At 71.5% G+C, this 19,434-nt stretch carries 19 protein-coding genes; 8 read left to right on the plus strand and 11 right to left on the minus strand.

What is annotated here, in order from left to right; translation table 11 throughout:
• Positions 1-16: 16 nt before the first annotated feature.
• Both AC1ROY_RS05930 and eno read right to left on the minus strand, forming a co-directional pair.
• On the minus strand, positions 17-346 hold the full coding sequence (locus AC1ROY_RS05930) for an FtsB family cell division protein (protein ID WP_493147670.1): 330 nt from the start codon (positions 344-346) through the stop codon (positions 17-19).
• 149 nt (positions 347-495) lie between these two features.
• Positions 496-1,773 (minus strand): phosphopyruvate hydratase, encoded by a 1,278-nt coding sequence (gene eno, locus AC1ROY_RS05935; protein ID WP_493147671.1) that lies wholly within the window; start codon positions 1,771-1,773, stop codon positions 496-498.
• 108 nt (positions 1,774-1,881) lie between these two features.
• On the opposite strand from eno, the gene AC1ROY_RS05940 reads away from it, so the two are divergent.
• From AC1ROY_RS05940 to AC1ROY_RS05965, 6 genes are all read left to right on the plus strand, one after another.
• Positions 1,882-2,505 carry a DUF1826 domain-containing protein gene (locus AC1ROY_RS05940; RefSeq protein WP_493147672.1) on the plus strand — a complete coding sequence of 208 codons (624 nt, stop codon included), beginning with the start codon at positions 1,882-1,884 and terminating at the stop codon, positions 2,503-2,505.
• On the plus strand, positions 2,502-3,689 hold the full coding sequence (locus AC1ROY_RS05945) for a GTP-binding protein (protein ID WP_493147673.1): 1,188 nt from the start codon (positions 2,502-2,504) through the stop codon (positions 3,687-3,689). Before AC1ROY_RS05940 ends, AC1ROY_RS05945 begins: the two co-directional genes overlap by 4 nt.
• 105 nt (positions 3,690-3,794) lie before the next feature.
• Positions 3,795-4,061, plus strand: a complete 267-nt coding sequence (locus AC1ROY_RS05950) for a DUF3253 domain-containing protein (RefSeq protein WP_493147674.1) — start codon at positions 3,795-3,797, stop codon at positions 4,059-4,061.
• A complete protein-coding gene (locus AC1ROY_RS05955; RefSeq protein ID WP_493147675.1) occupies positions 4,058-4,927 on the plus strand; it encodes a hypothetical protein in 870 nt (289 codons plus the stop codon). The genes AC1ROY_RS05950 and AC1ROY_RS05955 overlap by 4 nt, the downstream gene beginning before the upstream one ends.
• Positions 4,927-7,122, plus strand: coding sequence for a glycosyltransferase (locus AC1ROY_RS05960; RefSeq protein WP_493147676.1), 2,196 nt, complete (start codon positions 4,927-4,929; stop codon positions 7,120-7,122). The genes AC1ROY_RS05955 and AC1ROY_RS05960 overlap by 1 nt, the downstream gene beginning before the upstream one ends.
• Positions 7,119-8,852: an ABC transporter ATP-binding protein/permease gene (locus AC1ROY_RS05965; RefSeq protein ID WP_493147677.1), complete on the plus strand. Its 1,734-nt coding sequence runs from the start codon at positions 7,119-7,121 to the stop codon at positions 8,850-8,852. Before AC1ROY_RS05960 ends, AC1ROY_RS05965 begins: the two co-directional genes overlap by 4 nt.
• Before the next feature lie 10 nt (positions 8,853-8,862).
• Here AC1ROY_RS05965 and recQ read toward each other — a convergent pair whose 3' ends face one another.
• From recQ to cydD, 4 genes are all read right to left on the minus strand, one after another.
• A complete protein-coding gene (gene recQ, locus AC1ROY_RS05970; RefSeq protein ID WP_493147678.1) occupies positions 8,863-10,656 on the minus strand; it encodes a DNA helicase RecQ in 1,794 nt (597 codons plus the stop codon).
• A 93-nt stretch (positions 10,657-10,749) separates the two neighbouring features.
• Positions 10,750-11,178 carry an OmpA family protein gene (locus AC1ROY_RS05975; protein ID WP_493147679.1) on the minus strand — a complete coding sequence of 143 codons (429 nt, stop codon included), beginning with the start codon at positions 11,176-11,178 and terminating at the stop codon, positions 10,750-10,752.
• A 122-nt stretch (positions 11,179-11,300) separates the two neighbouring features.
• Entirely contained in the window at positions 11,301-12,965 is a 1,665-nt protein-coding gene (gene cydC, locus AC1ROY_RS05980) for a thiol reductant ABC exporter subunit CydC (protein ID WP_493147680.1), read from the minus strand.
• Positions 12,955-14,613 carry a thiol reductant ABC exporter subunit CydD gene (gene cydD / locus AC1ROY_RS05985; RefSeq protein WP_493147681.1) on the minus strand — a complete coding sequence of 553 codons (1,659 nt, stop codon included), beginning with the start codon at positions 14,611-14,613 and terminating at the stop codon, positions 12,955-12,957. The genes cydC and cydD overlap by 11 nt, the downstream gene beginning before the upstream one ends.
• Before the next feature lie 201 nt (positions 14,614-14,814).
• Here cydD and AC1ROY_RS05990 point away from each other — a divergent pair, with 201 nt between their 5' ends.
• Both AC1ROY_RS05990 and AC1ROY_RS05995 read left to right on the plus strand, forming a co-directional pair.
• A complete protein-coding gene (locus AC1ROY_RS05990; RefSeq protein WP_493147682.1) occupies positions 14,815-15,702 on the plus strand; it encodes a polysaccharide deacetylase family protein in 888 nt (295 codons plus the stop codon).
• Positions 15,699-16,226, plus strand: coding sequence for a lipocalin family protein (locus AC1ROY_RS05995; RefSeq protein ID WP_493147683.1), 528 nt, complete (start codon positions 15,699-15,701; stop codon positions 16,224-16,226). Before AC1ROY_RS05990 ends, AC1ROY_RS05995 begins: the two co-directional genes overlap by 4 nt.
• A 146-nt stretch (positions 16,227-16,372) precedes the next feature.
• Here AC1ROY_RS05995 and AC1ROY_RS06000 read toward each other — a convergent pair whose 3' ends face one another.
• The 5 genes from AC1ROY_RS06000 to AC1ROY_RS06020 form a co-directional block, all read right to left on the minus strand.
• The gene (locus AC1ROY_RS06000) at positions 16,373-16,636 is read right to left on the minus strand and encodes a DksA/TraR family C4-type zinc finger protein (RefSeq protein ID WP_493147684.1); all 264 of its coding nucleotides are present in this window, start codon (positions 16,634-16,636) and stop codon (positions 16,373-16,375) included.
• 37 nt (positions 16,637-16,673) lie between these two features.
• The gene (locus AC1ROY_RS06005) at positions 16,674-17,582 is read right to left on the minus strand and encodes an acetamidase/formamidase family protein (protein WP_493147685.1); all 909 of its coding nucleotides are present in this window, start codon (positions 17,580-17,582) and stop codon (positions 16,674-16,676) included.
• A 444-nt stretch (positions 17,583-18,026) separates the two neighbouring features.
• Positions 18,027-18,308 (minus strand): hypothetical protein, encoded by a 282-nt coding sequence (locus AC1ROY_RS06010; protein ID WP_493147686.1) that lies wholly within the window; start codon positions 18,306-18,308, stop codon positions 18,027-18,029.
• 12 nt (positions 18,309-18,320) lie between these two features.
• The gene (locus AC1ROY_RS06015) at positions 18,321-18,659 is read right to left on the minus strand and encodes a DUF6295 family protein (RefSeq protein ID WP_493147687.1); all 339 of its coding nucleotides are present in this window, start codon (positions 18,657-18,659) and stop codon (positions 18,321-18,323) included.
• A 13-nt stretch (positions 18,660-18,672) separates the two neighbouring features.
• Complete coding sequence (locus AC1ROY_RS06020; RefSeq protein ID WP_493147688.1) at positions 18,673-19,422, minus strand: dienelactone hydrolase family protein; 750 nt, start codon at positions 19,420-19,422, stop codon at positions 18,673-18,675.
• Positions 19,423-19,434 lie beyond the last annotated feature (12 nt).

Here is a 19,434-nt window from a genome sequence, read left to right on the forward strand (position 1 = left end):
GCGAAGCCCCGAAGCCTCAGAACAGCCGCTGTCCCGGCGGATAGGGAATGACGATCTCGTCGCGGTTGGTGAGGTTCAGCATGGCCCGGGCGCGCTCCTCGAGCTGGTCCCGGTCCAGCCGGTCGCCACGCATGCCGTTGACCCGGCGCTCGGCCGCCTCGCGCTCGGTGGCGGCCCGCTGCAGCTCGCCCCGCGCGGCTGCGATCTCGGCGATGCGCTGCTCGCGCGCGATGAGCCCGCGGTCGCCATGCGAGGCGTGCCAGACGAAGAAGGCCGCGACACTCGCCAGGATCACCGGCGCCGCCAGGAACTTCACGCCGCGGATGAGTGCCCGCCCGAAACCCATTGATCCCCCGAAGCGCGCCCAATCAGTCCCCCTTGGGCCCGCACCTTCAAAGAATCACCAAGACCCGGCGCTGGCAAGGGGAAACGCCATGCCAGCGCAAGAATTTTCGTTCAGATTCCGAGGGATTCCAAGGCTCGGAAGGAAGCGCCTCAGCGCTTCACGATGGTCCGGCCGGCATAGCGCCCGGCCGGGCCCAGATCCTGCTCGATCCGGATGAGCTGGTTGTACTTGGCCAGCCGGTCCGAGCGGCTCAGCGAGCCCGTCTTGATCTGCCCGCAATTGGTCGCCACGGCGAGGTCGGCGATGGTGTTGTCCTCGGTCTCGCCCGAGCGGTGGCTCATGACGGCCGTGTAGCCGGCGCGATGCGCGATCTCGACCGCCTCCAGCGCCTCGGTCAGCGTGCCGATCTGGTTGACCTTCACCAGGATCGAATTGGCCGTGCCGGCCCCGATGCCGCGGCGGAGCAGCTCGGGATTGGTGCAGAACAGGTCGTCGCCGACCAGCTGGACCTTGCCGCCGAGCTTCTCGGTCAGCAGCTTCCAGCCGTCCCAATCCTCCTCGGCGCAGCCGTCCTCGATGGAGATGATGGGGAACTTGGCGACGAGGCCGGCCAGGTAGTCGACCATGCCGCCGGCATCGAGCGTCTTGCCCTCGCCTTCCATCACGTACTTGCCGCCCTTGTAGAACTCGCTGGCAGCGCAATCGAGGCCGAGCATCACGTCCTCGCCGGGGCGGTGGCCGGCGGCCTCGCAGGCCTTGGAGATGAAGGCCAGGGCCTCCTCGGCGCTGCCGATGTTCGGCGCGAAGCCGCCCTCGTCGCCGACATTGGTGTTGTGGCCGGCATCGTGCAGCGCCTTCTTCAGCGCGTGGAAGCACTCGGAGCCGACGCGCACCGCATCGGCCATGGTGCCGGCGGCCACCGGCAGGATCATGAACTCCTGGATGTCGATGGGATTGTCGGCATGGGCGCCGCCATTGATGATGTTCATCATCGGCACCGGCAGCGTCCGCGCCGAGGTGCCGCCGACGTAACGGTAGAGCGGCTGGCCATGCGCCTGGGCCGCGGCCTTGGCCACCGCGAGGCTGACCGACAGGATCGCGTTGGCGCCGAGCCGCGCCTTGTTGGGCGTGCCGTCCAGCTCGATCATGAGGCTGTCGATCTTCACCTGGTCGGTGGCCTCGAGCCCGCCGATCGCGTCGAAGATCTCGCCTTCCACATTCGCGACCGCCTTGGTCACGCCCTTGCCGCCATAGCGCGACTTGTCGCCGTCGCGCAGCTCCACGGCCTCGTGCACGCCGGTCGAGGCGCCCGAGGGGACGATGGCGCGGCCGCGCGAGCCGTCGTCGAGGATCACCTCCGCTTCCACCGTGGGGTTGCCGCGGCTGTCGAGCACTTCGCGGGCGATGATATCGGCGATGGCGGGCATGGCTGATCCTTCCGGAGGTTCCCTCGGCGGATACGGCGGCGGAGGCGAAAGGGCAAGGCGGTCGGAGGGTGGCTTGCGCTGGATAAGTAATGATATATTATAACATACATGCCGCTCTTCTGCGAAGCTTTCGCCCCCGAGGCCAACGCCATGGAATCCGCCGCCCGCGCGGTCATCGGCACCTCCGACAACACGCTGCTGGCAGGGCTGCACCCGCAGGTCGGCCTCGCGGTCTGGCTGCGCGACGAGCCGCCGGGCTTCGCCCGCTCGCTGCGGGCGATGCGCGAGGGCGGCCCCTTCCGGGCCACCGGCGAGGGCCCGCCCGAGGCAGCGCTGGATGAGCTCTGCGAGCAATTGCCCGAAGGCGCGCCGGCCGAGTTCCTGACCGACATTTTCCGCCTGTCCACCCTCTTCGGCGTCCTCACGCGCTCGGAGACGGTGCGGCTCCGGCTGGACGGCATCACCGGCGACGCCTGCAGAAAGTTCCATGTGGATGCGGTCGGCTTCCGGCTGCTGGTCACCTATGCTGGTCCTGGCACGCAATGGGTCATGGGCGATCCCGAGACCGCCGCCTGTCCCGAGCAGGTGCCCCGCTGCGCCGTGGCGCTCTTCCGCGGCCGCCGCCGGCCCGGCGGATATGCGCTGCACCGCTCGCCGCCGCTCTCCCACCTGCCCGAAGCGCTGCGCTGGCGCCTCGTCCTCTGCATCGACGAACCGGAGCCCAACCTATGACCCCCATTTCCTCCCCCTTGGCCGTCACCGTCCTCTCCGGCTTCCTCGGTGCGGGGAAGACGACGCTGCTCAACCACGTGCTCGCCAACCGCGAGGGCCGCCGCGTCGCCGTCATCGTGAACGACATGAGCGAGGTGAACATCGACGCCTCGCTGGTCGGCAACACCGGTGCCCTCTCCCGCACCGAGGAGCGGCTGGTGGAGATGTCCAACGGCTGCATCTGCTGCACCCTGCGCGAGGACCTGATGCGCGAGGTCCGCAAGCTCGCCCTGGAGGGCCGCTTCGACGCGCTGCTCATCGAGAGCACCGGCGTCAGCGAGCCCATGCCCGTCGCCTCCACCTTCGACTTCTCCGCCGAGGACGGCTTCCGGCTCGGCGACGTGGCGCGGCTGGACAGCATGGTCACCGTCGTGGATGCCCGGGCCTTCCTCGATGATTTCTCCAGCGCCGACACGCTGCGCCAGCGCGGCGAAGCCGCGGGCGAGGGCGACGACCGCCAGCTCGTGGACCTGCTGACCGACCAGGTGGAATTCGCCGACACCATCGTGGTGAACAAGGCCGATCTGGTCTCGCCGGAGGAGCTCGGCCGGCTGAGGGCCCTGCTCGCCACCTTCAACCCTGGGGCCGAGATCCTGATCGCAGAGCACGGGCAGGTGCCGCTCGGCCAGATCCTCGGCACCGGCCGCTTCGACATGGAGCGCGCGCAGGAGGCCGCCGGCTGGCAGCAGGCGCTGGCCGGCGGCCACCTGCCCGAGAGCGAGGAATATGGCGTCACGAGCTTCGTCTGGCGGGCGCGGCGCCCGGTGCATCCGGCGCGCTTCAAGGCGCTGATCGAGGGCGACCTGCCCGGCGTGGTGCGCGCCAAGGGCTTCTTCTGGCTCGCCACCCGCCACGCCTGGGTGGGCGAATGGCAGCTCGCCGGCCGCATCGGCCGGCACCAGGGCGCGGGGTTCTGGTGGGCCGCGGTCCCGCCCGACCGCTGGCCCGACGACCCCGACTGGCGGGAGACGATCCGCTCCCTCTGGCAGGAGCCGGCGGGCGACCGGCGGCAGGAGATCGTCTTCATCGGCATCGGCATGGACGAGGCGGCCCTGCGCGCGGGGCTGGACGCCACGCTGCTCACCGAGGCGGAGCTTCGCGCCGGCACGCCCCTGCCCGATCCGTTTCCGGCCTGGAGCGCATGAACATCTTGCGCCGCCCTGCCGAGGTGCCATTGATGGGGCGATGCATGCCTCCGCGCCCTTCGCCGCCCTGATCGCACCCTCCTGCCTCGGGGCCGCCGCATGGGCTTGAGCCCGAAGGTCGGACCCGAGGCGATCGAGGCCGAGATCCTGGCCCGCACCGAGGCGGCCGGGCCCGGCGCCTCCATCTCGCCCACCGAGGTGGCGGCGGGCCTGGCGCCGGAGGACTGGCGGCCGCTGCTCGGCCCCGTCCGGCAGGCGGCGGCGCGGCTGGCCGCGGCGGGGCGCCTGGAGATCCTGCGCAAGGGCAAGCCGGTGCCGCCCGAGGCCATGCGCGGCGTGATCCGCCTGCGACGGCCGGCCGGCACGCCATGAGCTCGGTGCTCGGCCGGCTGCGGCGCTGGTGGGATCCGCCGGCCCAGGAAGCGCCGGCGCCGGAACCCGAAGCCGCGCCGCCCGCGCCTGCCGAGGAGCCGCCGCCCGCGGGCCCGCCCGGCCTCGCGGAGCTTCTGGCCCATGCCGCGCCCGGCCGGCACGTGCTCCTGGCCTGGGGCGACGAGCGCGAGATCCCCGACCTCACCCTGACCGGCGTCGCGGCCGGCGCCGCCTCCATCCGCGCCTTCTCCGCCGATCGCCCAGGCCATGCGGACCGGCTGCTGGCGGATTCCGGCATTGCCTCGGGCCGGACGGGCCTGGCCGAGACGATCCTCGCCGGGAGCTCCGCCGCGCGCGATCTCCTGGCCCCCACCCTGCACGTCCGCAGCGATGCGCCGCCCGTCTGGTGGATGCGCGGCTCGCTCGACGCGCCCGACATCCGCGCCCGGCTGGGCCGGGTCGATCTGGTCGTGGACGGCGCGAGCCTCGCACGGCTGGACGGCGATCCGCCCCGGCGCCTCGCGGCACTGCACGGCACGGGCGCGGAGCGGCTGATCCTGCGCACGGAGATCGTCGGCGAAACGCCGGCGCTCGCCGACGCCGGCTTCACGCAGGATACGCTCTGGCATGCCGGCGAGCTGGACGGGCCCCGTGCCGCCGCGCTGAGCGGCGCGCTGGCCCTGCCGCAGTTCCGCGCCACCCCCGGCCGCCTGACGCGGGAATCCGCGCAGGCCTTCGGCCTCGCCGATCCCTGGTGGTGGTTCATGGGCCGCGATGCGCTGACCCGCCTGCTGCGCGAGGCCGGCTGGACTCCGCGCGGCTGGCGGGAGGACGGCCTCTTCGTCCTCGTCTCGGCCGAGGCCTGATGCGCCAGCGGATCTGCCTGCTGACGCTCGACTTCGTCGGCCCCATCCGCAACGGCGGCATGGGCACCGCCTTCCTCGCCGCCGCGGAGGTCTTCGCCGCCGCCGGCCATCACGTCACCGTCCTCTACCCCTCCGCCTATACGGAGAATGAGCCCGTCACGCGCTGGCGCGAGCATTATGCCGCGAGGGGCATCGAATTCGTCTCGCTCTTCCTGGAGGGCACCCAGAAGGTCTTCAGCTTCGGCGCCTATCAATGGCTGAAGACCCGCCGCTTCGACGCGATCCATTTCCACGAGATGGGCGGCGTCGGCTATTGGCTCACCGTCGCCAAGCGCTGCGGCCTGGCCTTCGCGGATACCGTGCTGGTCTGCCAGATCCACAGCCCCACGCTCTGGCACTTCGCGCATTCCGCGCAGTTCCTGCACAGCCATGCGGAGTTGGAGGTGGACTGGCTGGAGCGCCGCAGCTGCGAGGGCGCCGACGTGGTCATCGCCCCCTCGCGCTACATCCTCGACACCGTCGCGAAGATGGGCTGGCGGCTGCCCGCGCGCCACCGGGTCATGCCCAACCTCATGCCGGCGAGCTTCCCGACGGTCGCCGATCCGCCGCGCGCGCCGCGCCCGGTGCGGGAGCTCGTCTTCTTCGGCCGGCTGGAGGAGCGGAAGGGACTCAGCCTGTTCTGCGAGAGCGTGCGGCGCCTGCTGCGCGCCGGAATCCACCCCGAGCGGATCACCTTTCTCGGGAAGGTCGGGCACATGGACCGCATGAACGCCCTGGCCTGGCTCGCGGACATCGCCGGGCGCTGGCCGGTGCCCTGGCAGGTGGTGAACGACCTCGACCCCCACCGCGCGCGGGAATTCCTGGCGGAGCCGGGGCGCCTTGCGGTCATCGCCTCGCGCATGGAGAACGCGCCCTATGTGGTGCTGGAGTGCCTCGCCGCCGGCCTGCCCTTCCTCGCGCCCGATGTCGGCGGCATTGGCGAGCTGGTGGATGCGGCGGACCACGCGACGGTGCTGTATGAGCGCACGCCCGAGGCGCTGGCCGGGGCGATGCGGCGCGCGCTCGAGCACGGCGCGGCGCCCGCGCGCCCGCAGGTGACGCCGGCCGAGGTGCGCGAGGCCTGGCTGGAATGGCAGGGCGATCTCCGCCCCGATCCCGCACCCCCGGCGCGCCCCTGGCACGACGATCCGCCGCTCGTCTCCATCTGCATGGCCGCCTTCAACCGGCACGAGCCGCTGGCCCATGCCATCGCTGCGGTCGAGCGCCAGACCTATCCCAACATCGAGCTGATCCTGGTCGACGACGCCAGCACCGACCAGCCCACGCGCGAGTTCCTGGAAGCCCTGAAGCCCCGCTTCGCCGCCCGCGGCTGGACGCTGCTGCGCAACGAGCAGAACTCCTGGCAGGGCATCACGCGCCGCAAGGCCGCCGAGGCCTCCCGGGGCAAATACCTGCTCTTCATGGACGACGACAACGCCGCCTGGCCCGACCAGGTCGCGACCTTCGTCGCCGCGGCCGAGCATTCCGGCGCCGATATCCTCACCTGCCAGATGCAGCCCTTCCTCGGCGGCGGCCCGCCGCCGGCGCATCGCGCGACGCGCCCGGACAAGTGGATCCCGATCGGCCCCTGCCCCTCCGTCGGCCTGTTCTGGAACTGCTTCGGCGACGCCAACATGTTCCTGCGCCGCGACGCCTGGGACCGCATGGGCGGCTTCACCATCGACCGCGCCTATTTCGAGGACTGGGAGTTCCTCCTGCAGGCCACGCTGGCCGGCCTGCACCTGGAATGCCTGCCCGAGATCCTCTTCTGCTACCGCATCTGGGAGGGCGCGCAGACCGCCTCGCACGATCCGGAATTTCTGTACCGCAGCTACGCCCGCGCCGCGCGCCCGGCGCTTGCCGCCATGCCCGAGGCGCTGCGCCCCGCGCTGCGCCTGATGATCGAGCGCGACCACGCCCATGCGGCCGCGCGGCGCGAGGGCTACTTCTCCCGCGCGCCGGACCTCACGCCCGACCAGATGCGCATCAACCGCCACGAGCCGAACAGCGCGGAGGCGATGATCGCCGCCGCCGAGATCGTGCATGCCTCCGGCCAGATCCCCAGCGCGCGGCAGATCGTGGCACAGGCGCTCAAGCTGGCCCCCGGCCATCCGAGGGCACACATGCTCGCCGATTCCTGGAACCAGCCCCCATGACGCAGATCCTCCGCCCCATCCGCGAGGGACTTTCCCTCGCCCTCCCCTACTGGCGCAGCGACGAGCGCTGGAAGGCGCGCGGGCTGCTGGCGGCCGTGGTCGTGCTGAACCTCTCGCTGGTGGCGATGACGGTGCTGCTCTCCTACTGGAACCGCGAGTTCTTCAACACGCTGGAGGCGCGGGATTCCGCGGCCTTCTTCCACCTGCTCTTCACCTGGCAGGAGACGGGCAGCGGGATGATGCCGGGCTTCGCCTGGATCGCCGTGATCTACATCCTCATCGCCGTCTATGCGCTCTACCTGCGGCAGGCGCTGCAGATCCGCTGGCGGCGCTGGATCACCGAGACGATGCTCGCCTCCTGGCTGGAGAAGCGCGCCTATTACCGCATCGCGCTGACCGACCGCGGCACGGACAACCCCGACCAACGCATCGCCGAGGACGCCAAGCTCTTCGTGGACGCCACGCTGGTGCTCGGCCTCGGGCTGATGCGGACCGTGGTGACGCTCTTCTCCTTCCTCTTCGTGCTCTGGACGCTCTCCGGACCCGCGACCGTCTTCGGCATCGAGATTCCCGGCTACATGGTCTGGGTGGCGCTGATCTATGCCGCGCTCGGCACCTGGCTCGCGCATCTGGTGGGGCGGCCGCTGATCCGGCTGAACGTGCAGCAGCAGAAGGTCGAGGCCGACTTCCGCTACGCGTTGGTGCGCTTCCGCGAGAATGCCGAGGGCGTCGCCCTGCATCGCGGCGAGGCGGAGGAGAGCGCCACGCTCTCCGGCCGCTTCCACGGGGTGATCGGCAACTGGTGGGCGCTGATGGTGGCGACCAAGCGGCTCACCTTCTTCACCGCGGGCTATGCCCAGGTGGCGACGGTGTTTCCCTTCGTCGTCGCGGCGCCGCGCTTCTTCTCCGGCGGTATCCCGTTGGGCGGGCTCACCCAGACGGCGCAGGCCTTCGGCGAGGTGCAGGGCGCGCTGTCCTGGGTCGTGGACAACTATTCCTCCCTCACCGAATGGCGCGCGACGGTGGCACGCCTCACCGGCTTCCGCGACGCGATCGAGGCCGCGCATGCGGCGGTGGCGCGCGGCGAGGGCGTGCGCGCGGATTGGAGCGACGGCACCTCGGTCCGCGTCGAGGATCTGCACCTCGCTTTGCCCGATGGCCGCGTGCTGCTGGAGAAGGCGGAGCTCACGCTGAATCCCGGCGAGCGCGCGGTGCTGACCGGCGCCTCCGGCAGCGGCAAGTCCACCGTCTTCCGCGCCATCGCCGGCATCTGGCCCTTCGGCGGCGGGCACGTCGCCTTCCCGAAGGACGAGGTCCCCTTCTTCCTGCCGCAGCGGCCCTACCTGCCGCTCGGCACGCTGCGGCGCGCGCTGACCTACCCCTCGGCGACCGGGCGTTTTTCCGATGCCGAGACGCTGGCGGTTCTGGCGGATGTCGGGCTGGCCCATCTCGCGCCGCGGCTCGACGAGGAGGAAAGCTGGGCGCAGCTCCTCTCGGGCGGCGAGCAGCAGCGCGTGGCGCTGGCACGCGCCCTGCTGCACAAGCCGAAATGGCTGTTCCTCGACGAGGCGACGGCGAGCCTGGATCCCGCCGGCGAACAGCGGCTCTACGAGCTGCTGATCGAGCGGCTGCCGGAGACGGCGATCCTGTCGATCGCGCACCGGCCGGCCGTCGCGGCGCATCACGAGCGGCATCTGACCGTAGCGGACCGGGCGCTGAGCGAAGCCTGAGAGCCTTCGCTCAGGCGGCGCCGAGCGCCGCCAGCACGGCCTCGCCGTAGCGCGACAGCTTGCTCTCGCCCACGCCCGGCACCTCGCGCAGCTCCGCAAGGCTCGACGGGCGGCGCGCCGCGATCTCCGCCAGCGTCGCGTCGTGGAAGATGACGTAGGCCGGCACCTGTTGGGACCGCGCCTCCGCCTTCCGCCACTCGCGCAGCGCGCCGAAGAGCGGATCGTCCGACCCCGTCTGCGGATTGTCGCGCGAGGCGCGGCGCTCGCGCGGGCGCATCAGCTCCTCGCGCAGCATCACCTTGTTCTCGCCGCGCAGGATGGGGCGAGCGGCCTCGGTGGGCACCAGCTCGCCGTGGTTCTCGACGGCGATGTCGAGCGCGCCCTGCGCCACGAGCTGCCGTGCCACGCCGCGCCAGGCGCCCTCCGGCACGTCCTGGCCCACGCCAAAGGTCGGCAGCTTGTCGTGCCCGAACTGCGCGACCTTGTCGGTGAGCCGCCCGCGCAGCACGTCCACCAGATGGCCAAGGCCGAAGCGGCTGCCCGTGCGGAGCGCGGCCGAGAGCAACTTCTGGGCCGCCACGCTGCCGTCGTAGAGCCGCGGCGGGGCGGCGCAGACGTCGCAATACCCGCAATCGACGGAGAGGTCCTCGCCGAAGCAGCGCAGCAGCACGCGGCGGCGGCAGGTGCCGGCCTCGGCGATGCCGACCATGGCATCGAGTCGCGCGCGCTCAATCCGCTTCTGGTCGTCGGAGGCGGGGCTCTGCTGGATGCGATGCCGCGCCAGCGCGATGTCGCCGGCGCCGTAGAGCAGCAGGGCGCGGGCCGGCAGCCCGTCGCGGCCGGCGCGGCCGATCTCCTGGTACCAGCCCTCCGGGCCCTGCGGCAGCGAGAGATGCGCCACGAACCGCACATCCGGCCGGTCGATGCCCATGCCGAAGGCGATGGTCGCGCACATCACCACGGCGTCGCCGCGGGCGAAGCGGCGATGCGCGTCGCGCTTGTCCTCGGAGGGCATGCCGGCGTGGAAGGGCATGGCGTCGTGCCCGTCGGCGCGCAGCCAGTCGGCGGTCTGCTCGGCGCGGGCGCGCGTGCCGCAATAGACGATGCCGGCACCCCGCCCGTCCGAGGCCTCGCGGAGAAAAGCGCGGATCTGCGCGCGCTCCTGGTCGCGCGGCGCGGCGGCGAGGTGGATGTTCCGGCGGTCGAAGGAGGCGCGGAAGACCGGCGCATCCTCCAGCCCCAGCTGCGCACGGATGTCGTCCACGGTGCGGGCGTCGGCCGTGGCGGTCAGCGCGAGGCGCGGCACCTCGGGAAAGCCGCTGCGGAGGAAGCTGAGCGCGCGATACTCGGGGCGGAAGTGATGGCCCCACTGGCTGATGCAATGCGCCTCGTCCACCGCGAAGAGGGCGATGTCGCGCTGGGACAGCCGCTCCAGCATCCCGTCCATGCCGAGGCGCTCGGGGCTGATGTAGAGGAGCTTGAGCGTGCCTTCGTTGATGCCGCGCCAGACCTCGCGCCGCTCGGGCTCCTCCAGCTCGGAATGCAGCGCGGCAGCGGCGACGCCCTGCTGGCGGAGGGCCGCGACCTGGTCCTCCATCAGCGCGATCAGCGGCGAGACGACGATGGCCAGGCCCTCGCGGCACAGCGCGGGCACCTGGAAGCAGAGCGACTTTCCCCCGCCCGTCGGCATGAGCACGAGGCCGGAGCCGCCCCGCATCACATGGTCGACGATCTCCGCCTGCCGGCCGCGGAACTCCGCATGCCCGAAGACGTCATGAAGGACTTTCGCAGGATCCTGCGTCACGCTGTGCCTCTCGCTCGCCCGGCGCGGAAGGATGCGCGCGGGGCCTCGATCAGGGTAGCAGGCCAGCCGAGTCCGGACAGGACCCTGTGCGGGTTATTGCGGCGGGCGCGGCGTCGGGGCGGCGAAGCGGATCTCGACGCGGCGGCTCTCGATCGGCGCCATGTCGAAGGGCACGGGTCCGCGCGGCACGACGAAGATGCGCTCGGAGGCCACGCCGTTCCGCCGCAGCTCCGCCGCGACCACCTGCGCGCGCGCATCGGAGAGCTGTCGGTTGAAGGCCACGCCGCCCACGGGGCCGGCATAGCCGAAGACGTTCACGCGGGCGTCCGGGAACCGGTTGGCGGTGTCCGAGGCCTCGCGGATGGTGGCCTTCGCGGCATCGTCCAGCGTGGAGCTGTCCTCGGTGAAGAAGATCACGGGGCGCGGCAGGTTCGCGGGGTCGCGGACGAGGAAGGGATCGAGCTCCGCGCAGGCCGCGACGAGCGGCAGGACGGCGGCGGCGAGCAGCATGCGGCGGTGCATCGGGGTGATTCTCCAGGGTCCGGTGAAGCTGTCAGTCGTTTAAGCGCGGCTCCACGTCAACCGTTCTGAACGACGACAGGTTGCATGCCGAGGGAAGGTTAGATGGTTCCGAGGATTTAAGGTCAGGCCGTCGCGGGCAGCAGGCGCCCGCCGGCGAGGCGCAGCACGCGGTCCAGCGGCTCGACGCCGGTCAGCCGGTGGGTGACGAGCAGCAGGCTGCGCCCCTCGCAGGCCGTCGCGAGCGTGGCGAGGAAGGCGCGCTCGGCCGCGACGTCGAGGCCGGTGGTCGGCTCGTCCAGGATCAGGATGCCGGCGGGCGGCAGCAGGGCGCGGGCCAGCGCGATGCGGCGCGCCTCGCCGCCGCTGAAGCGGGTGCCGCCCTCGCCGCAGCGGGTCTCCAGCCCCTCCGGCAGGCTGCGGATGAGGTCGGCGATGCCGGCCTTGGCCAGGGCGCGCCAGAGCGCGGCATCGGGGGCGCCGGGGGCCGCGAGGCGTAGATTGGCCGCGATGGTGTCGTCGAAGAGCCGCGCCTGCTGCGAGAGGACCACGATGCGGGTGCGGATGTCCGCGGCGGACAGCTCGGCGATGTCGATGCCGCCGAGGCGGATGCTCCCGGCCTGCGGCGCCGCCAGCCTGGTCAGCAGCGCTGATAGCGTGGACTTCCCCGCGCCGGAGGGGCCGAGGATGGCCACGCGCTCGCCCTCGCGCAGCGAGAGGTCCAGCCCTTCCAGCACCGGCGCATCGGGGCGCCAGCCGAAGCGGATGTCCTTCAGGACCAGATCGTTGGAGGCCGGCAATGCGACGGGGCGCGAAGGCTCCGCCACCGGCGCGGGCGTGTCCGCCGCCTCGAAGAGCCGCCGGGCTCCTGCCCCCGCCGAGGCCAGCGCGGCGCCGGCGCGCGGCATGAGCCCCAGCGCCTCCGCCGCGGCGACCGAGAGGAAGAGGGCCAGCACCACCATGCCCGCGGCGGCTGTGCCGTCCGCCGCCGCGGCGTTGCCGACGGCCAGGCCCCAGCCCAGCGCGGCCAGCACGGCGAGCTGCGCCAGCAGCCCGCCCACCGCCCCCGCCCAGGCCGAGCGCTTCGCCAGCGAGCGCTGGCTGCCCATGAGCTCGCGGTCGGCGGCGTGCAGCCGATCCATGGCGCGGGTCTCGGCATTGGCAGCGAGCGTGTCCTCGAGCCCGGCCAGCGGATCGACCACGGCCGCGCGCAGCCCGCCCCGCTGATCCGCGGCTTGCTGGGCGGCCCGCGCGGCGGCGGGCGCCAGAAGCAGCGGCAAGGCGAGGGCCAGGGCCAGCGGCAGGCCGACGAGCAGCATCAGCCAGGGCTCGCCCGCCAGCAGCGCGACGATCGCCACCAGCACGGCCAGGCCGGCGCCGGCCGGCAGGATGCCGCCGAGATAGAGCCGGTCCAGCGCGTCCACGTCGCCGATGACGCGGCCCAGCAGGTCGCCCGAACCGCGCATCCCGATGCCGCCGGGCATGCGCTCGGCCAGCCGGCGGAAGAACCAGACGCGGGTGTCGGCCAGGGCACGAAAGGCGGCGGCGTGGCTCGTCATGCGCTCGCCCCAGCGCAGGGCGGGCCGCAGCAGCACGAGGGGGCGGATCCAGACGAGCGCGGCCAGGCCAAAGATGCCACCCGCCGCGAGACCGGCGGCGACCCCCTGCCCCGCCAGCGCCAGCAGCGCGACGCCCGAGAGCGCCGAGACCATGGCGACCAGCAGCGCCTGGACGAGCGCCGCGCGTCGCGGCGCCCAGAGGCGCAGGACCCGAGCGAGGTCAGCCCACATCGGCGAGCCTCCTCTCGCCCAACTCCAGCACGCGGCCGGAGAGGCCGAGCAGCGCGGCGGAATGGGTGGCGATGATGGCGGTGCGTCCCGTGCAGAGGCGGGCGATGGCTTCCATCACCTCGGCCTCGGTGCCGGGGTCGAGCGAGGCGGTCGGCTCGTCCAGCAGGACCAGCGGCGCGTCGCGGAGGAAGGCGCGGGCCAGCGCCACGCGCTGCGCCTGCCCGCCAGAGATACCGTGGCCACCCTCGCCGACCGGCGTGTCGAGGCCATAGGGCAGGCCGGCGGCGAAGGCCATGACGCGGGCAGCCTCGGCGGCGCGGATCACCTCGGCCTCGGTGGCCTCGGGCCGTGCGAGCAGGATGTTCTCGCGCAGCGTACCGCCGAAGATGTGGGCGCGCTGGCCGACATAGGAGGACAGCCGCCGCAGTTCGGCCGGGCGCAGCCGCGTCACGTCCTGACCGTTGATGGCGATGCGGCCGCCGGTCGGCCGGGCGAAGCCCATCAGCAGCCGCAGCACCGAGGTCTTCCCGGCGCCGGAGGGGCCGACCAGCATCAGCACCTCGCCCGGCGCCAGCGCGAAGGTCAGGCGCGAGAGGGCCGGCACCGGAGCGTCCGGATGGCGCAGCTCCACCTCGTTGAAGACCACGGCCACGCGGCGCGGCACCTCCTCCAGGAGAAGGCCGGATTCCGGCGGCGCCTCCAGCAGCGGCGCGAGGTCCGCGGCCGCGCCCCGGGCCGACATGGCCTCGTGGTAGGCGGCCGAGAAGGCGCGCAGCGGGGCGAAGAAGGCTGGGACCATCAGCATGCAGAAGAGCGACAGCGTCGGGTCGGTGGGGCCGCGGCCGGTCAGCAGCGCGCCGTGCCGCCAGGCCAGGTAGCCCAGGGTGAAGGCGGAGAGCAGCTCCAGCATAGCGCTGGAGAGGAAGGCCACGCGCAGCACCCGCAGCGTGCGCCAGCGGAACTCCTCGGCGGCCTCGCCGAGCGCACGGGCCTCGTCCTCGGCACGGTTGAACTGGACCAGGGTCGCGAGGCCGCGCAGCCGGTCCACGAAGCGGCCCGCGAGGCGGCCCAGCACGTCAAGCTGGCGCCGGCTCTCACGCGCGGCACCGATGCCGGTGACCGCCATGGCGACCGGGACCAGTAGGCCCAGGCAGATCAGCACCAGCGCGCTCACCCAGTCGGCCCGCCAGACGAGGACGACGATCAGGGCCGGCGAGAGGACGGCCAGGGTCATGGCCGGCAGCCAGCGGGCGAAGAATCCATCCAGCGCCTCGACGCGGTCCACCAGCAGGGTCGCCTTCTCGCCGACGCCGCGCGGGTCGGCGGGGCCGAGCTCCATCAGCCGGGCGAAGAGGGCGGCGCGGATGCGGGCGCGGGCGTGCTCGCCGGCGGATTGCTGGGCCAGCTCCTGGCCGGCGCTCAGGCCGGCGCTGGCCAGCATCAGCGCGCCGGCGGCCAGAAGGTCGCCCCAGCCGCCGCCGGACGGAAAGCCCAGCAGCGTCGTCAGGATGCGCGCGAAGAGGAAGGCGATGGTCACCTGGCAGGCCGTGACGGCCAGGCCCAGCCCGATGGGCAGCGCCACGCGCCACGCCTGGCCGCGGGCCTGCCGCATGAGCCAGGCCGAAGCTAGAGCCTGTTGCGTTCGCATTCGCTCACTTCTCAGGCCCCATGGGTTTCGCTGCGGGCATGATTCACGTCTCCGGCAAACCCGTCTGGGACGATCATGCTCCGGCGGCCATGGCATGGCGGTTCCATATCGCCGTCGTGTTTAGGACAGTCGGGCCCGCCGCGCCACTTGCCGCAACCTTGCCGGCCGCGTCACATCCGGAGGTTCCGGAGGGATTCCCGCATGCTGCGCCACCACGGCCGCTTCCCCTATTCGCCCTGGACCGCGCGACGGCCCGAATCCTGGCCCGGTGGGCGGAAGCTGGCCGTCTATCTCGGCGTGAACCTGGAGCATTTCGCCTTCGGCGAAGGGCTGGGCGCCGAGCTCGCCCCCGGCGGCCCGCCGCCAGACATCCTGAACTACGCTTGGCGCGACTATGGCAACCGTGTCGGCGGCTTTCGGCTGATCCAGCTCCTGGACGAGCTTTCGCTCCCCTGCACGGTGCTGCTCAACAGCGCCATGTATGGCCATGCGCCGGGACTCGTGGCCGCCCATCGGGCCCGCGGCGACGAGATCGCGGGGCACGGCCGCACCAACAGCGAACGGCAGAGTACCCTGCCGGAGGCCGAGGAGGCGCTTCTCATCGCGGAATCCACCGCCGCCATCGCGGAGAACGAAGGCAAGCCACCCCGCGGCTGGCTCTCCCCCTGGATCGCGGAAAGCGCCGTCACGCCCGATCTGCTGCAGGAGGCCGGCTACGCCTATTCCCTCAACTGGTGCATGGACGACCAGCCCGTCTGGAAGACAACGCGCTCGGGAAAAATTCTCAGCATCCCCTACCCGCAGGAGGCGAACGACATCCCCTCCATCGTCGCGCGCAAGGACGGGGCGGAGCAGTTCGCCGCCATCATCGCCGAGGATTTTTCGGAGCGCCTGCGCCAGACCGCCGACGGCATCCCGCAGGTCATGGGCATCGCGCTGCACCCCTACATCATCGGCCAGCCCTACCGCATCCGGGCGCTGCGCCGCGCGTTGAGCCTGATCGCCGCCGAACGCGACGCAGTCTGGATCACGACGGCCGGCGCGATCCACGACCACTGCCTGACCTGGCCTGAAGGAAGCATTTCGTGAATCGCTCGCTCGCCCTGCTGCTGTTGCTCGCCGCCTGCGCCACCGCGCCGGGACCGGAGACGCCGCGGACCGTGCCCTCGGTCGACCTCACCCGCTATTCCGGGCGCTGGCACGAGGTCGCGCGCTTCCCGATGCGCTTCCAGGACAACTCCAGCCTGCGCTGCGAGGAGGTGACGGCCACCTACTTCCCGGCGGCGGCCGGCGGGATTTCCGTGCTGAACGAATGCGTGAACGGGCTCGACCCGGCCCGCGAACGGCGTTCCGCGCGCGGCACCGCCTATCCGGTCGAGGGCAGCGGGAATGCGCGGCTGCGGGTGAGCTTCTTCTGGCCCTTCTACGGCGACTACTGGGTGCTCGGGCTGGACCCGGACTACCAATGGGCCGTGGTGGGCTCGCCGAAGCGGGACTACCTGTGGATCCTCTCGCGCACGCCGAGCCTGCCGGCGCTGCAGATGGAGCAGGCGCTCGCGATTGCGCGGGCGCAGGGCTTCGACCTGTCGCGGCTGATGCGCACGGCGCCCTGACGCCGCCTTACTATCTTACGATCCGACCCGTCCGGGCCCCTGGACTTTTCGGACAAAAGCCCGGCCCGGGCGCAATACGCCTCCTGGTCGGGCTCATGATAAGCCAAAATTCTCCAAAAAATCAATCGTTTCCGGATGGCCGGCCCCTATTTGAGCTGGCTGTCCTTGCTGCCCCGGCGGTTGAAGCCGAACTGCACCGGCCGACGGTCGCGCTCCGACTGGCAGGCGATGCAGGTGCGGACGCCGGGCATCGCGCGGCGGCGCGGGAAGGGAATTTCCTCGCCGCATTCCTGACAGTGGGTCTCGCCCTCGCCCTTGGGGATCGAGGCGCGCGCGCGCAGGACGCCGTCCGTGACGGTGTCGTCGATCTGATCCTGAACCGCCCCGTCCGGGGCCCATCCCGTTGCCATTTCCCTCAGATGGGTTTCGGCGCCGGCGCTTCCAAGCCTATCGCGGCGTCAGCCAGCGCTTGGAGATCCGGCAGGCGACGGTGTAGGCGGGGTTGAAGACATTGCCCACGTCGTAGCGGACGGTCTGGCCCATCAGATGGCTCGCGGCGCGGGCGTCCAGCCCGTAATCCTCGCCGAGCCAGCGGGACATCTCGGTCGTGGCGTGCTGCAGCGCCTGGTCGAGCGGGCGGGCATTGCCGACGGTGAAGATGTCCTCCGCCGTCTCGCCGCGCGGCCAGGTGATGGTCCGCTTCAGGACGCGGAAGGTGACCTCCATCTCGAAGGAGGTCTCGATGCCCGTGCCGGTGATCTCGCCGTCGCCCTGGCAGGCGTGGCCGTCGCCCAGGTAGAAGAGCGCGCCCGGCACGGCGACGGGGAACCAGGCCGTCGTGCCCGGGGCGAAGAGGCGGTAGTCCATGTTGCCGCCGTTCGGGCCTGACGTGGCGGTGGAGATGGCCTGCCCGCCCGCCGGCGCGACGCCGAAGCAGCCGATCATGGGCTGGATGTCCGGGGCGAAGTTTTCGAGGCCCGGCTCGGGCTCGCGGAGGCGGACGGTGCCGGCGTTGTTGTCGATCGTCCAGACGGCGCGCTGCTGCGGCGGGCGGTCGAGGATCGCGGCGGGGTCGAGCACGGTGAGGGCCAGGGGCGAGTAGGTCCAGCCGGTGGCGCGACTGGGCGTGAGGCGGTCGATGCGGACGGCGAGGGTGTCACCGGGCTCGGCGCCTTCGATGAAGAAGGGGCCGGTCATGGGGTTGGGGCGGCTGGCGACGGCGGCCTCGTGGGCGTCGAGGCCAGAGGCGTCAACCGTGTCGGCGATGACCGTGTCGCCGTCGGCGACGTGGAGGACCGGCTCGGCGGTGCCGATGACGTTGTGGTAGCGAGTGGGGTGGAAGCGGTGCGTGGCCATCGGATCTCCTCGGCGCAAGATCGGTCCACGCCACAGTTGCGCCAGGGACGCTAGGAAGCGGCCGGGAGAGGGTCAAGAAGCGGGATTCACGCCGCCCGCGGAAGCTTCGGCGCTGCGCCCGTGCTGCGCACCTCGCTTCCTCATGGGGGATGATGTTCCGGCCGGGTCCTGGGGCGCATCCAGAGGCGTTTCAGCCCCTCGCTCTCGCGCTGCGCGCGCCGGATGTGGCGGCGAAGCTGGATGTCGGGAAATGGGACGCAAGTTGGACCATCGACGCGCGGAGCATTCGGGAGATCCGGCGAGCGCGCATGATCAAGACCTGTTTCTGGTGCGGGCACGTGATGAGCATTTACTGCCGATGCTGTTTCGCCAGGAGGCGGTCGAGGGGCAGTGGAGAGGCGGATTAATTGGCGCCCGGGGTGATGGGGTATATCCGGGCCAGGTTCAGTGCTTGCCTTCCAAGGCCTCCAGGCGAGCTTCGAACTCCCTTCTCCAATGGAGGCCGGAACCGGCAATCTCGGCCTTCAGCATGGCCTCGATATCGTCCCTGTGCTCATCCATACGGCGTTCCAAACGGCGGAAACGCTCCAGCGTAGCGATGGACAAGTCCTGCATCTCAGCATGGAGTGTCTTCGACACGCCGTCGATCTTCCTGTTGGCCGCCGCGATTTCCGCGCGGATGGCACGCAGGTGCTCCAGGATCAGGTTTTCGGGCTCTCCGGACATGGCGTCCTTCTATCATCTGGGGCGGAATGAATCCACAACACGGCTGACACCGAGATGACTGGGCTCGGCGCCGCCCCCCTTCCCCCTCACCTCAGCCTCCTCGAACTCCGCCGCGACAATCGCGCGCTCCAGCGCCGCCCTCAGTTCCTTCGCGCTCTCCAGCGTCAGCTCCACCGCCGCCCGCGCCCCGGGCTCCATCGCGGCGTTGAAGAAATCGAGCGTGATCACATCCCCCAGCGGCGCGTGGCGCGCGTGATCGTAGGCGACCACCGCCTGGGTCAGCGAAAACCATTGGTCCCCGCGCTTCGCCATGCCCTCCGCGGCCACGATCTCGACGATCGACGTGCACATCGCCCGCTCCTCCCTACTTCGCCAGGTGCTTGCCGAAGAAGGCGAAGACCTTGTTCCACCCGTCCATGGCCTGCTCGGGCCGGTAGAGCGGCCGGTGCCAGTAGAAGAAGCCGTGGCCGGCGCCGTCGTAGCGGTGGAACTCGTAGTCCTTGCCGTGCTTCTTCAGCTCGGCCTCGTGCTGGTCGACCTGCTCGGGGCTCGGCGCGCGGTCGTCATTGCCGAAGAGGCCCAGCAGCGGCGCGGAGAGGTCCTTCGTCATGTCGATCGGCGCCACGGGCGTCTTGGGGTTCAGTTCCTCCGCGCCCATCACCACGCGGCCGCCCCAGAGGTCCACGACGGCGTCGATGTCGTTGCGCTTGCTGGCGTAGATGACCGCGTGCCGCCCGCCGGAGCAGGAGCCGAAGAGGCCGACATGGCCGTTGCTCTGGGGCTGCGCGCGCATCCAGGCCACGGCGGCGGCGGTGTCTCCGACCATCTGGGCGTCGGGGATGCCGCCCTCGGCGCGGACCTTGGCGGCGACGTCGTCCGGATTGCCGCCGCCCGTGCGCTCGTAGAGGTTGGCGCAGATCGCGTAATAGCCGTGATGCGCGAAGCGGCGCGTCGTCTCGATGTAGAGCTCGCTCCAGCCCGGGAGGTGGTGGATCAGCACCACGCCCGGGAAGGGGCCGGCGCCTTCGGGCTTGGCCACATAGGCGGTGATGGGGGTGCCGCCGTCGCCCGTGAGGGTGACGTTGCTGCAGGTCATGCCGCGGTAGAATGACATTTCTGATCCTCC

The organism is Roseococcus sp. GW821-FHT12F05 (assembly GCF_058806835.1).